This window comes from Phreatobacter sp., from assembly GCF_030691135.1.
In the GTDB taxonomy this organism is placed as follows: domain Bacteria; phylum Pseudomonadota; class Alphaproteobacteria; order Rhizobiales; family Phreatobacteraceae; genus Phreatobacter.
This window is the reverse complement of record NZ_JAUYFA010000005.1, coordinates 69,987-82,586: the sequence shown is the minus strand read 5'-3', so window position 1 is coordinate 82,586 and position 12,600 is coordinate 69,987. Positions and strand designations below refer to the sequence as shown.

The window sequence follows — 12,600 nt, the reverse complement described above, 5'->3', positions numbered from 1 at the left end:
CTCGCCTTCGCCTTCGCCTTTCCCCACACCGTCCCGGAGACCGCCTGATGGCCGCGCTCGTCCTCTCGCTCGCCGGCGCCGCCCTCGGCGGCAGTTTCGGCGCGGCCGGCGCCGTCGCCGGGCGTCTCGCCGGCGCGCTCGCCGGGGCGGTGATCGACCGGGCGCTGTTCGGCGCGCGGCCGCCGGACGGGCCGCGGCTGAAGGATCTCGACGTCCTCTCCTCCACCGAGGGCGCGCCGATCCCGCGCGTCTATGGCCGCATGCGCGTCGCCGGCCAGGTCATCTGGGCGACGGCCCTCGATGAACAGGCCTCCGGCGGCGGTAAGGGGAGCCCCCGCGGCCGCAGCTACAGCTACACGGCCAATCTCGCCGTCGGTCTCTGCGAAGGACCGATCGCCGGCATCGGCCGCATCTGGGCCGACGGCAAGGAACTCGACCAGGCGGGGCTGACCATCCGCGTCCACCGCGGCACCGGGGACCAGGCGGCCGATCCGCTGATCGTCGCGAAGGAGGGGGCGGGCGACACGCCGGCCTATCGCGGCCTCGCCTATATCGTCTTCGAACGGCTACCGCTGGATGATTTCGGCAGCCGCATCCCGCAGCTCACCTGCGAGGTGATGCGCCCGGTCGGCCGGCTGGAGCCGATGGTGCGCGCCCTCGTCGTCATCCCCGGCGCGACCGAATTCGGCTACGACCCCGGCATCCATGTCCGCGATTTCGGCTTCGGCCGCTCGGCCCCGGAGACGCGGCACAGCCGCCGCGACGGTGCCGATATCACCGTCGCTCTCGACGAGGCGCAGGCGCTCTGCCCGAACCTCGAGAGCGTCTCGCTCGTCGTCGCCTGGTTCGGCGACGACCTGCGTGCCGGCGCCTGCACCATCGCGCCCGCCGTCGAGCGCCGCGACAAGGAGGTCACGGGCCTCACCTGGGGCGCCGCCGGCCAGACGCGGGAGACCGCCCGGCTCGTCAGCGAGGTCGAGGGCAGGCCCGCCTATGGCGGCTCGCCGTCCGACGCCACCGTCATTCGCGCCATCGCCGCGCTGAAGGCCCGCGGCCTGAAGGTGACGCTCATCCCCTTCGTCATGATGGACGTGCCGGCGGGGAACGGCCTGCCCGATCCTGTCACCGGCGCCGCCGGCCAGCCGCCGCATCCCTGGCGCGGCCGCATCACCTGCACCCCGGCACCGGGACGACCCGGCTCGCCCGATGGCGGCGCTGCGGCGGCCGACGAGATCGACGCCTTTCTCGGCACGGCCGCGGCTTCGGATTTCACCGTGACCGGCGACACCGTCGCCTATGCCGGCCCGGACGAATGGCGCTATCGCCGCTTCATCCTGCACATGGCGGCCCTCGCCAAGGCCGCCGGCGGCGTCGACGCCTTCCTCGTCGGTTCGGAAATGGTCGGGCTGACACGGGTGCGCGGCGCCGCCGGCCATCCCTTCGTCGACGGTCTCGCGGCGCTCGCCGCCGACGTGAGGGCGCTGCTGCCCGAGGCGATGCTCTCCTATGCCGCCGATTGGACCGAATATGGCGGGCAGGCCCGTGGCGCCGATCTCGACTTCCCGCTCGACCCGCTCTGGGCGAGCGAGGCGATCGGCGCCGTCGGCATCGACTGGTACGCGCCGCTCGCCGACCACCGCGACGACATGCCGGACGCGCCCTATGACGGCGCGGCGCTGGCGGCGGGCTTCGCCGCGGGCGAGGGCTTCGACTGGTACTATGCCTCCGACCTCGCCCGCGCCGCAGGCACCCGCACGCCGATCACCGACGGGCTCGGCAAGCCCTGGGTCTTCCGCCAGAAGGATCTGGTGTCCTGGTGGTCGCAGCGGCATCGGCCGCGCGTCGGCGGGGTGGAGACCGCACCGACGGCCTGGGTGCCGATGTCGAAACCCATCTGGCTGACCGAACTCGGCTTTCCCGCCGTCGACCGCGGCGCCAACCGGCCCTCGGTCTTTCCTGATCCGAAATCGAGCGAGAGCGGCCTGCCGCCCTTCTCCAGCGGCGACCGCGACGACCTGATCCAGCGCCGCGCCCTGGAGGCGGTGCTGTCACGGCTCGATCCCGCCTTCGGCGCGACCCTGGCGGCCAACCCCGTCTCGCCACTCTATGGCGGGCGGATGATCGACCCGGCGTGCATCGCCCTCTGGGCCTTCGATGCCCGGCCCTGGCCGGCCTTTCCGCGCGCCGGCGACATCTGGGCCGACGGCACCAACTGGGAGACCGGGCACTGGCTGAACGGCCGGCTGGGTGCCGCTCCGGTCGGCGATCTGATGCGGGCGGTGCTGGCAGATCACGGCATCGCCGCCGTCGAGGCCGACACTGTCGAAGGCGTGCTCGACGGCTTTTCCATCGACCGTCCGATGACCGCCCGCGATGCGCTGGAGGGCCTCGCCCGTGCCTTCGGCGTCGACGGCGTCGAGCGCGGCGAGGGCCTCGTGCTGCTCGGCCGCGCGGCGCCGGCCGTGGCGGTCCTGACCACGGGCGATCTCGTCGAGGAGGAGGAGCGCGCGACCCTCGCGGTGACACGCGGCGAGACGCAGGATCTGCCCGCCGAACTCTCCGTCGCCTTCGCCGAGACCGATGCCGATTTTCGCGCCACGGCGGTCACCAGCCGGCGGATCGCCGGGGGCGGGAGCCGGGTCTCCGGCCTGTCGCTCTCGGCCGCGGCCGATCCCGGCGAGATGACGCTGCGCGCCGAGGCCCTGCTGCACCGGCTCTGGGCCTCGCGGGACCGGGCGGCCTTCGCCCTGCCGCCCTCGGCCCTGCGCTTCGAGCCTGGCGATGCGGTGACGATCGCCGGGGAGGGCGGGGCGCCCGCCTTCCGCCTGACCGGTCTCGAAGGCGGGCTGATGCGCCGTGCCGAGGCCGAGAGCCTCGCCGCGCCGGTGCGGGCGCGCCGCCCGCGACCTGCCCGCCGCGCCTATGATGGGCCGGCCGGTGTCGGCCGTCCCGCTGTCGCCATCCTTGCCCTGCCGCCGCTGACCGAGGCCGAGCCGGCGCCGCTCGCCTTCTGCGCCGCCGCCGCCGATCCCTGGCGGGGGCCCTATTCAGTCTGGCGCGGCGGCGAGGGCCTCGGCGACACGGCGGTCGGGACGCTGGAGCGGCCCTCGCTGATGGGCCGGACGCTGACGGCGCTCGCCCCCGGCCGCCCCTGGCGCTGGGACCGCGGCGGCGGCGTCACCGTCGAACTCGTCACCGGCGCGCTCGCCGGCCAGCCAGAGGCGGCGGTGCTGGACGGTGCCAATGCCATGGCGCTGCGCCATCCCGACGGCGGCTGGGAGGTTCTGCAGTTCCGCGACGCCATGCTGGTCGCCGACCGCACCTATCTCCTCTCCCGCCTCATGCGCGGCCAGCGCGGCACCGAGCACCGGACCGGTCCGGTGCCGCCGGGGGCTGTCTGCGTCCTGCTCGGCGGGCCGCTGGTGTCGCTCGGCACGGGGCTCGACCTCGTCGGACGGCCGTTCCGCTACCGGATCGGTTCCGCCGTCCTGCTCGCCGCCGATCCCGCCGTGGCGCAGGTGGACGCCACCGCCGACCTGACTGCCCTGACCCCCTTCGCGCCGGTTCATGCCCGGGCACGGCGCGAGGCCGAGGGCATCCGCATCGCCTGGACCCGCCGCACCCGCCTTGGCGGTGACGGCTGGGACGTGGCCGAGATCGGCCTCGGCGAGGCCGCCGAGCGCTACCGCCTGACCATTCTCGACGCGGACGGGACGCCGCTGCGCAGCGTCGAGACGACGGCGCCCTTCCATCTCTACGTCGCAGCCGAGGAGATCGCCGACTTCGGCGCGCCCCAGGCGCTGCTCCGCCTCACCGTCGCCCAGGTCTCGGCCATCGCCGGTCCCGGACACGCCCTCGACGTCGTCATCGCCCTGTGAAGGCGGGCGGCGCCGGGACATTTCACCCCAGCACAGGAGACTGATCATGACCGATCTCACCACGCTCGACGTCAAGCCGATCCTCGCCAGCCGCACCGTCTGGTCGAGCCTCGTCGGCCTCGCCTGTCTCGTCGCCTCGATCTTCGGCGTCGAGACCCAGCTGATCGACCAGGGGGCGCTCGCCGAGGCGCTGCTGCAGGCCGCAACCGGCGTAAGCTTCGCCGGCACCATCGTTTTTCGCGTTCTGGCGCGCTGCAAACTCACCGCGTGAGCGCCGATCACGGCAATCTGAACGCGTATTCATCAGGGGTTCAGGCCAGCTGACTAGCGTGACGGCCTCACCCCGATCACGATGTCTCATGACCCTCGCACGCCCTTTGGCCCTGGCTTTCGTCCTGGCGGTTTCCGCCGGGCCGGCGCTCGCGCAGATGGCGTGCCTGTCGCCGGCCGAGCGCCGGGTGGCGGTGGCCGAGGGCAAGGCGATCCCGCTGGCCCAGGCCCAGCGGGCGCTCAGGAGCGAGCATCGCGGCGAGGTCATCAATGCGCGGCTCTGCCGGTCCGGCGACGACCTCGTCTATCTGCTGACAGTCGTGGCCCGGCATGGCAAGGTCATGCGCGTGCGCGTCGATGCGACGAACGGCCAGATCGTCCAGGTGCGCTAGCCACCCGGCCAGAATTCAGGAGTCCTCCCCTTGCGCCTGCTCGTCGTCGAGGACGATCCGGATCTCAACCGGCAGATCACCACCGCTTTGACCGATGCCGGCTATGTCGTCGACAAGGCCTTCGACGGCGAGGAGGGCTATTATCTCGGCGACAGCGAGCCCTATGACGCCGTCGTCCTCGATATCGGCCTGCCGAAGATGGACGGCATCTCGGTCCTTGAGCAATGGCGCCGCTCCGGCCGCACCATGCCGGTGCTGATCCTCACCGCCCGCGACCGCTGGTCCGACAAGGTGCAGGGCTTCGATGCCGGCGCCGACGACTATGTCGCCAAGCCCTTCCACATGGAGGAGGTGCTCGCCCGCCTGCGCGCCCTGCTGCGCCGGGTCGCCGGCCAGGCCACCAACGACTTCAACTGCGGCCCCGTCCGCCTCGACGCCCGCGCCGGCCGCGTCACCGTCGACGGCAACCCGGTCAAGCTGACGTCGCACGAATACCGCCTGCTCGCCTATCTGATGCACCAGCAGGGCAAGGTGGTGTCGCGCACGGAACTGGTCGAGCACATCTACGACCAGGATTTCGACCGCGATTCCAACACGATCGAGGTCTTCATCGGCCGTTTGCGCAAGAAGCTCGGCGTCGATGTCATCCAGACGGTCAGGGGTCTCGGCTACATTCTGCAGCCGCCGCCCGCCGCGAGCCCCTGACATGGCCGCTGCGTCCCGCGCGCCTTCGCTGGCGCGGCGCCTCTTCCTGCTCGCGCTGACCTTCGCGGTCGTCCTGCTGACCGTCACCGGCATCGTGCTCGCCGCGGTCAACCGGACCGCCGTGGAACGCGGCTTCGACCGCCGCATCCAGGTCTATGTGAAGCTGTTGATCGCCGATCTCGCCGGCGCCGTCGACGACACGTCGATCGTCGTCGGCGCCAATCTCGGCGAGCCCCTGTTCGAACTGCCGCAATCCGGCTGGTACTGGCAGATCATGCGCACCGATGCCGGCCGCAACGAGCTGCGCGCCTCGCGCTCGCTGTTCGACGGCCGGCTGCCCGGTCTCGGCCCGGAAGCCGCCGCCGACGGCCCGACCCGTTCGCGCGAGGGCTATATCGAGATGCCGAACGGCGTTCGCCTCAGGGCCGTCGAGCGGATCATCGAACTCGGCGAGGACGGCGACTTCACCATCGTCGTCGCCGGCCCGGCCGACGACATCCTGATGTCGGTGCGCAGCTTCAACCTGACGCTGATCGCCACGCTGCTGATGCTGGCCGTCGGCATGATCGTCGCCGCCATGCTGCAGGTGCGCGTCGGCCTGACGCCGCTGCAGCGGCTGGTCGGCGGGCTCACGGCCATCCGTGCCGGCGAGCAGGAGCACCTGGAGGGCGACTTCCCTGTCGAGATCGCCCCGCTGGCGCGCGAGGTCAACGCCCTGATCGACAGCAACCGCGAGATCGTCGAGCGCTCGCGCACCCATGTCGGCAATCTCGCCCATGCGCTGAAGACGCCGCTCTCCGTCATCCAGAACGAGGCGGCCGGCCGCGACGATCTGCTCGCCCTGAAGGTCGCCGAGCAGACGCAGGTGATGCGCGACCAGGTCAATCACCATCTCGACCGCGCCCGGGCTGCGGCGCGCGCCCGCGTCGCCACCACCCTGGTGCCGGTCGCCGACGTCGTCGAAAGCCTCGCCCGAACCCTGCAGAAGGTCCACCGCGACCGCGACCTCGACGTCTCCTGCACCGTTCCGGACGAGGTGATGTTCCGCGGCGAGCGCAATGATCTGGAGGAGATGATCGGCAACCTCGTCGACAATGCCTGCAAATGGGCCGACGGGCGCGTCGTCGTCACCGGCGAACGCGAGCAGAGCCCGACCTCGGCGGATCGTGCGTTCTTTTCCATCACCGTCGACGACGACGGCCCGGGGCTGACACCCGTCGAGCGCGACGCGGTCGGCCTGCGCGGTCGCCGGCTCGACGAGACCAAGCCGGGTTCGGGCCTCGGCCTGTCGATCGTCTCCGAACTCGCCGGTCTGTATGGCGGCAGCCTCAGGCTCGACGCCGCCCCGCTCGGCGGCCTGCGCGCAGTGCTGCGTCTGCCGGCGGTGTGAGGGCGGCGGGCGCGGCGCGACGTTCACCTCTCCCCGGCGGGGAGAGGTGAAGCGGTGGCGCAGTCATCGCCTCCTGGCCACCGGGGAGAGGTGAAGCGGCGGCGCCGCCGCGCCCGCCCACCGCCCACGCGCCCTCACGCCGCCGCCGACGGTAATGCGCCCCCTTTCCGCCACAATTGGCTGGACATTGGCCCGGTCATTCATCCGCCGGCCCGCGCCGGTCTCCTGAACGGGTCCATCCATGCGCCTCCGTCTCGTCGCTGCCACCGTCCTGATCGGCCTCACCGTCGCCGGATGCGAAACCCGCGAACAGTCCGGCACCGCGGTCGGCGCCGTCGCCGGCGCCCTGATCGGCTCCCAGTTCGGCGGCGGACCGGGCGAGCGCCTGGCGGCAGGCCTCGCCGGTGCCGCCATCGGCGGCCTTATCGGCAATGCGATCGGCCGCGATCTCGATGCCCAGGATCGCCAGCGCGCCTATGAGGCCGAGCGCGTCGTCTGGGTCGAGGGCCGCCGCTCCGAATGGCGCTCGGAAAAGGCCTACGGCTATGTCGAGCCGGGCCGCACCTATTACCGCGGCGCCGTCTATTGCCGCGAATACACCCACACGATCTATGTCGGCGGCCGGCCGCAGACTGCCGTCGGCACCGCCTGCCGCAACCCCGACGGCAGCTGGACCCAGGTCGGTTGAGGCCGGCGCTGGCCACCACTTCTTAACGCCGGCGGGTTAACTTCGGGCCCGATGACCGAGGCCACCGCCAAAAAGCCGGACAGTGCCGCCGCTCCCTCGCCGGTTGAGCGGTTGCGCGCCTATCTGTCGGCATTGCCGGAAGCTGCCAAACAACTGCTCTCCGCCGAGATCAAGCGTGCCCGCGCCCGCGGCGAGGATGTCCCTGGCGGCGACCTGATCATCGCCGCACTGAGGATGGGTGATGAGCCCGCGTCGCAGCCTGCCCCTGCCGCCGCCGAGAACCGCGCGCGCGCCGATGCCGCCCCGCGGCTGCTTTTCCGTCCGCTCGACCCGTTCCTCATCGACGAGAGGCTCGAGGTGAAGGTGCGCGGCCGCATCATGCGCGCCTCGCTGACGGCGATCTGGACCTTTCTCAAACGCGACCTGATGCCCGATGATGTGGCCGCGCTGGAGCATACCTGCCGCAATGCGGAGATCACCGGCGACGAGGCACCGGTGGCTGCTGCCATCGCCGAATTCGTGCCGAAACTCAGCACCACGGCCTATGCCGCGCTCGAACACGCCAATGCCGGTGAACTGGAGCGCAAGAAACTCAACATGCGCCTCGGCGACGAGCGCGCGCGCGAGGACCTCGCCGACGTCCTCGCGATCCTCAACGATGCGACCGTGATCAACGGCGTCATCGCCAAGGCGCCGGCCGCGATCAAGAACCTCGCCGACGAGGGTCTCGCCAATGCCCGCGCCATGCTCGACCCCATGGCGGCCTCCCGACCCGGCCTGCTGCCCTTCAGTCTCGCGCTGTTCCAGTCGCGGCTCACCCATCGCGCCCAGCTGGTCCGCCTCGCCGTGCTGGCCGCCGACAGTGACGAGCCGAGCAAGATCGCCGCTATCCCCTACCGCGCCGCCGTCGATCTGGTGATCGGCGACATCGAGCGCTCCACCCAGCGTGTCGCGCGCGCCATCAAGGAGGGGCGCGGCGACCGTGCCGCCGCCGGCATCAAGGAGTTCCACGATTCGGTTCGTTCGCTGCGCACCGACATGAGCCTGACGGGCGATGGACCCTGGCAGCGACGTGTCGCCAAGCTGAGGTCCGATCTCGCGACGCTGCTCACCGGCGAGATCGAGGGCATTCCCGGCGAGGTCCGGCGCCTGATCCGGCCACGCCAGCGCACCGACCAGCCCATGGCGCCGATCACCGAGGAGGTCGTCACCGAGGTCGAGGCGCGGCTCGATCTCCTCCTCACCTGCCGCAACCACGCCTCCGAGATCGCGCTCAACGAACTGACGACGCGCGCCTTCTCGGAGATCCAGGGCTATCTCGACCCGACACTGACCCAGCTGATGGAGAACATCCGCTCCTCGCCCGACGTGGACCGGGCGCTCAAGATCAGCCAGATCGAGGCGGCGGTGCGCTTCTCGGCGCGGATCTTCGGGGCGAGCTACGCCCAGCTCCTGCAGAAGGCCGCGGACGTCGCCATCAACAGCGGCAAGGGCTCCGGACGCTGAGCCGCCGCGTCTTTGCGCGACATCAAACCTTGCTGAACGCGACATCCTGAGCGTTGTCGGTCCGGGACTGGTGCTCTATTTAGCATCTTTCCAGGTTGGGTGCCCGTCGGCGCCCCCGCATGATCGGACGTCGCCCCAAGGCCATGGAAGGCTCCCTGACGATCTGGCTCGCCATCGCTGTCATGACGGCCGCAGCGATCTTCGCGGTATTGCTGCCCTTGTCACGCCCGGTGACGGCGGCGGAGTCCGAGATGGACGTGGCCGTCTACAAGGACCAACTGGCCGAGATCGGCCGCGATTCCGACGCCGGCCTGATCGGCGCCGCCGAGGCTGAAGCTGCGCGCATCGAGGTGTCGCGTCGCCTGATCGCCGCCTCCGAACGCATCGCCGCCACAGCCGGGGAGGGCGCGGCACGCCGCCGTCGCCTCGTCGCTGTCGGCGCCATCGTCGTCATTCCCGCCATCGCCGCCTTCGCCTATGGCTCCAGGGGCCATCCCGGCTATGCCGGCCAGCCGCTGGCCGAGCGCCAGCGTGTTGAGCCGGCCCAGACGGACATGGCGGGTCTCATCGCGCGGATCGAGGCGCATCTGGCGGCCAACCCCGGCGACGGCCGCGGCTGGGAAGTGGTCGGGCCGGTCTATCTCCGCCTCGGCCGGGTGCCCGACGCCGTTCGTGCCCGGGCGAACGCCCTGCGCATCCTCGGGCCCTCCGCCGACCGCGAGGCGGATCTGGCCGAGGCACAGACCCTCTCGGCGGGCGGCGTCGTCACCGCCGAAGCCAAGGCCGGCTTCGAACGGGCGCTCGTCCTCGGGGCCGGCCATCCCAAGGCCGGCTATTTCATCGGTCTCGCCGCCGAACAGGACGGCAAGCCCGACGAGGCGCGCGCCATCTGGGCGAAGCTGGTCGCCGAGGCACCGGCGGGAGCGCCGTGGATCGCCCTGCTGCAGGCCGAGATCGCCCGTCTCGGCGGCCCGGCCGTGGCCACGGCGCCGGCCCCCGCGACACCCGCGCCGGCGGTCGTCGCCCCCGAGATCCGTGCCATGGTCGACGGGCTGGCGGCACGCCTCGCCTCTGACGGCGCGGATTTCGACGGCTGGATCCGGCTCGTGCGCTCCTATGCCGTGCTCGGCGAGGCCGAGAAGGCGCGGGCGGCGGTGGCCAGCGCCCGCCAGCGCTTCGCCGGCGAGGCGGACAAGATCGGCCGGCTCGACGGCCTGGTGAACGAACTGGGGATAGGCGGCTCATGAGCACGACCAGCACACCCGTTCTCCCCCGCGGCGGCATGACGCGCAAACAACGCCGCATGACGCTGATCGGCATCTCGCTCAGCGTTCTGGGCGTCGCCGCCGGCCTCGTGCTCTATTCGCTGTCGGGCTCGATCACGCTGTTCCAGTCGCCCACCGACATCGTCGAGAAGAACCTCCAGCCCGGCGCCCGGATGCGGCTCGGTGGCCTGGTGGAGGCCGGTTCCGTCCGGCGCGGCGAGAACATGGAAGTGTCCTTTGCCGTCACCGACGGGCGCACCTCCATCGCTGTCGCCTATCGCGGCATCCTGCCCGACCTCTTCCGCGAGGGGCAGGGCGTCATCACCGAGGGCGTCCTGTCCGGTGATCGCCAATTCCGCGCCGACAGCGTGCTGGCCCGCCATGACGAGAACTACATGCCCAAGGAAGTGGCCGACAGCCTGAAGCGGCAGGGCCACTGGAAGCCCGGCGATCCCGCGCCGAATCCGAACGCGGCACGGTCGTCGGCCCCGCAATCCCCGGCGAGGTCGCCATGATGTCCCCCGAAGTCGGCCATTTCGCGCTCGTTCTCGCCCTAGCCCTCGCGCTGGTCCAATCCGTCGTGCCGATCTGGGGCTCGCGCCGCGGCGACACCGCCCTGATGGCCACCGCCTCTCCGGTGGCGCTCGGCCAGTTCGCCTTCGTCACGCTCTCCTTCGTGGTGCTGACCTACGCCTATCTGGTCTCCGACTTCTCGGTCGAGAACGTCTTCCAGAACAGCCACTCGACCAAACCGCTGATCTACAAGATCTCCGGCGTCTGGGGGAACCACGAGGGCTCGATGGTCCTCTGGGTGGTCATTCTCACCCTGTTCTCGGCGCTGGTCGCGGTCTTCGGCCGCAACCTGCCGCTCACCCTGAAGGCGAATGTCCTGGCCGTGCAGGGCTGGATCACCGTCGCCTTCCTGCTGTTCATTCTGAAGACCTCCAATCCCTTCGCCCGCATCATCCCGGCGCCGATGGAGGGCCGCGACCTCAACCCGCTGCTGCAGGATGTCGGCCTCGCCATCCATCCGCCGCTGCTCTACATCGGCTATGTCGGCTTCTCGATGTCCTTCGCCTTCGCGGTCGCAGCCCTGATCGACGGCAAGCTCGACGCCGCCTGGGCGCGCTGGGTCCGTCCCTGGACGCTGGTCGCCTGGATCTTCCTGACCGCCGGCATCTCGATGGGCTCCTACTGGGCCTATTACGAGCTCGGCTGGGGCGGCTGGTGGTTCTGGGATCCGGTGGAGAACGCCTCCCTGATGCCTTGGCTCGCCGGCACGGCGCTGCTGCACTCGGCCATCGTCATGGAAAAGCGCGAGGCGCTGAAGGTCTGGACGGTTCTGCTCGCCATCCTCACCTTCTCGCTCTCGCTGCTCGGCACCTTCCTCGTCCGCTCCGGCGTGCTGACCTCGGTCCATGCCTTCGCCGTCGACCCCGAGCGCGGCGTCTTCATCCTCGCCATTCTCGTCGTCTTCATCGGCGGCTCGCTGGCGCTCTATGCCTGGCGCGCCCCGACCCTGAAGCAGGGCGGCCTCTTCGCGCCGGTCTCGCGGGAGGGCGCGCTGGTCCTCAACAACCTGTTCCTGACGGCCTCCTGCGCGGCGGTCTTCGTCGGCACGCTCTATCCGCTGGCGCTGGAGACGCTGACGGGAGCGAAGATCTCGGTCGGCCCGCCCTTCTTCAACTGGACCTTCGGGCCGCTGATGGTGCCCTTGATGCTGGCCATGGTCTTCGGGCCGTTCCTTGCCTGGAAGCGCGGCGATCTCGCCGCCGTGGCGCAGCGCCTGACGCTGGCCTTCGCCGCGGCCATCCTCGCCACCCTCGTCACCTATGCCGTGACGACGGGCGGACCCGTCCTCGCGCCGCTCTTCGTCGGCCTCGCCTTCTATGTCATCGTCGGAGCCATCCTCGACGTCGCCGAGCGCATCCAGCTGTTCCGTGCCCCGGCCGCGACCAGCCTCGCCCGCGCCCGCGGCCTGCCGCGTGCCGCCTGGGGCGCCGCCGTCGCCCATGCCGGCGTCGGCGTCATGCTGCTCGGCATCGTCGGCGAGACCGCCTACAAGCAGGAGACCATCGTGCAGATGCGGCCCGGCGAGAGCATCGCCGTCGCCGGCTACGACATCACGCTGCAGGGTCTCGTCCCGGTCGAGGGGCCGAACTACCGCGACCTCGTCGCCCGGCTGACGGTCCGCGAGGGCGGCGTCGATGCCGGCATGCTCGAACCGGCGAAGCGCGTCTATACGGCGCGTGCCATGCCGACCACCGAGGCGGCACTGAAGACACGCGGCGTGTCGCAGCTCTATGTCTCGCCCGGTGATCCCGGCACCGACGGCTCGATCGCCCTGCGCTTCTTCTACAAGCCCATGGTCCTGCTCATCTGGATCGGCACGCTGGTGATGATGTTCGGCGGCCTTCTCTCGCTCTCCGACCGGCGCCTGCGGGTCGGCGCGCCGAAACCCTCGGCCCGCCGCGTCGCCGCCACCGTCCAGCCGGCGGAGTAGCGG

Annotated in this window: 10 protein-coding genes; all 10 read left to right on the top strand. The window is 71.1% G+C overall.

Annotation, left to right across the window (positions count from 1 at the left end; translation table 11 throughout):
- The first annotated feature begins 47 nt into the window (after window positions 1-47).
- The 10 genes from Q8O26_RS00845 (at window position 48) to Q8O26_RS00800 (ending at window position 12,597) form a co-directional block, all read left to right on the top strand.
- Window positions 48-3,878: a glycoside hydrolase/phage tail family protein gene (locus Q8O26_RS00845; protein ID WP_305572531.1), complete on the top strand. Its 3,831-nt coding sequence runs from the start codon at window positions 48-50 to the stop codon at window positions 3,876-3,878.
- Window positions 3,879-3,924: 46 nt separating this feature from the next.
- Entirely contained in the window at window positions 3,925-4,149 is a 225-nt protein-coding gene (locus Q8O26_RS00840; RefSeq protein ID WP_305572529.1) for a hypothetical protein, read from the top strand.
- Window positions 4,150-4,237: 88 nt separating this feature from the next.
- Window positions 4,238-4,540, top strand: coding sequence for a PepSY domain-containing protein (locus Q8O26_RS00835; protein WP_305572527.1), 303 nt, complete (start codon window positions 4,238-4,240; stop codon window positions 4,538-4,540).
- A gap of 30 nt (window positions 4,541-4,570) precedes the next feature.
- Window positions 4,571-5,245 (top strand): response regulator transcription factor, encoded by a 675-nt coding sequence (locus Q8O26_RS00830; protein ID WP_305572525.1) that lies wholly within the window; start codon window positions 4,571-4,573, stop codon window positions 5,243-5,245.
- A gap of 1 nt (window position 5,246) precedes the next feature.
- Complete coding sequence (locus Q8O26_RS00825; protein WP_305572523.1) at window positions 5,247-6,635, top strand: ATP-binding protein; 1,389 nt, start codon at window positions 5,247-5,249, stop codon at window positions 6,633-6,635.
- A 241-nt stretch (window positions 6,636-6,876) separates the two neighbouring features.
- Window positions 6,877-7,323, top strand: coding sequence for a glycine zipper 2TM domain-containing protein (locus Q8O26_RS00820; RefSeq protein ID WP_305572521.1), 447 nt, complete (start codon window positions 6,877-6,879; stop codon window positions 7,321-7,323).
- A 51-nt stretch (window positions 7,324-7,374) separates the two neighbouring features.
- Complete coding sequence (locus tag Q8O26_RS00815) at window positions 7,375-8,829, top strand: hypothetical protein (protein WP_305572519.1); 1,455 nt, start codon at window positions 7,375-7,377, stop codon at window positions 8,827-8,829.
- A 119-nt stretch (window positions 8,830-8,948) separates the two neighbouring features.
- Window positions 8,949-10,076: a c-type cytochrome biogenesis protein CcmI gene (gene ccmI / locus Q8O26_RS00810; RefSeq protein ID WP_305572517.1), complete on the top strand. Its 1,128-nt coding sequence runs from the start codon at window positions 8,949-8,951 to the stop codon at window positions 10,074-10,076.
- A 35-nt stretch (window positions 10,077-10,111) separates the two neighbouring features.
- A complete protein-coding gene (gene ccmE / locus Q8O26_RS00805) occupies window positions 10,112-10,609 on the top strand; it encodes a cytochrome c maturation protein CcmE (RefSeq protein ID WP_305572543.1) in 498 nt (165 codons plus the stop codon).
- Window positions 10,609-12,597, top strand: a complete 1,989-nt coding sequence (locus Q8O26_RS00800) for a heme lyase CcmF/NrfE family subunit (protein WP_305572541.1) — start codon at window positions 10,609-10,611, stop codon at window positions 12,595-12,597. The genes ccmE and Q8O26_RS00800 overlap by 1 nt, the downstream gene beginning before the upstream one ends.
- Window positions 12,598-12,600 lie beyond the last annotated feature (3 nt).

Coding starts and splice junctions, on each gene's coding strand:
- Q8O26_RS00845 (WP_305572531.1), top strand. CDS start 48: ATGGCCGCGCTCGTCCTCTCGCTCGCCGGCGCCGCCCTCGGCGGCAGT.
- Q8O26_RS00840 (WP_305572529.1), top strand. CDS start 3,925: ATGACCGATCTCACCACGCTCGACGTCAAGCCGATCCTCGCCAGCCGC.
- Q8O26_RS00835 (WP_305572527.1), top strand. CDS start 4,238: ATGACCCTCGCACGCCCTTTGGCCCTGGCTTTCGTCCTGGCGGTTTCC.
- Q8O26_RS00825 (WP_305572523.1), top strand. CDS start 5,247: ATGGCCGCTGCGTCCCGCGCGCCTTCGCTGGCGCGGCGCCTCTTCCTG.
- Q8O26_RS00820 (WP_305572521.1), top strand. CDS start 6,877: ATGCGCCTCCGTCTCGTCGCTGCCACCGTCCTGATCGGCCTCACCGTC.
- Q8O26_RS00815 (WP_305572519.1), top strand. CDS start 7,375: ATGACCGAGGCCACCGCCAAAAAGCCGGACAGTGCCGCCGCTCCCTCG.
- ccmI (WP_305572517.1), top strand. CDS start 8,949: ATGATCGGACGTCGCCCCAAGGCCATGGAAGGCTCCCTGACGATCTGG.
- ccmE (WP_305572543.1), top strand. CDS start 10,112: ATGACGCGCAAACAACGCCGCATGACGCTGATCGGCATCTCGCTCAGC.
- Q8O26_RS00800 (WP_305572541.1), top strand. CDS start 10,609: ATGTCCCCCGAAGTCGGCCATTTCGCGCTCGTTCTCGCCCTAGCCCTC.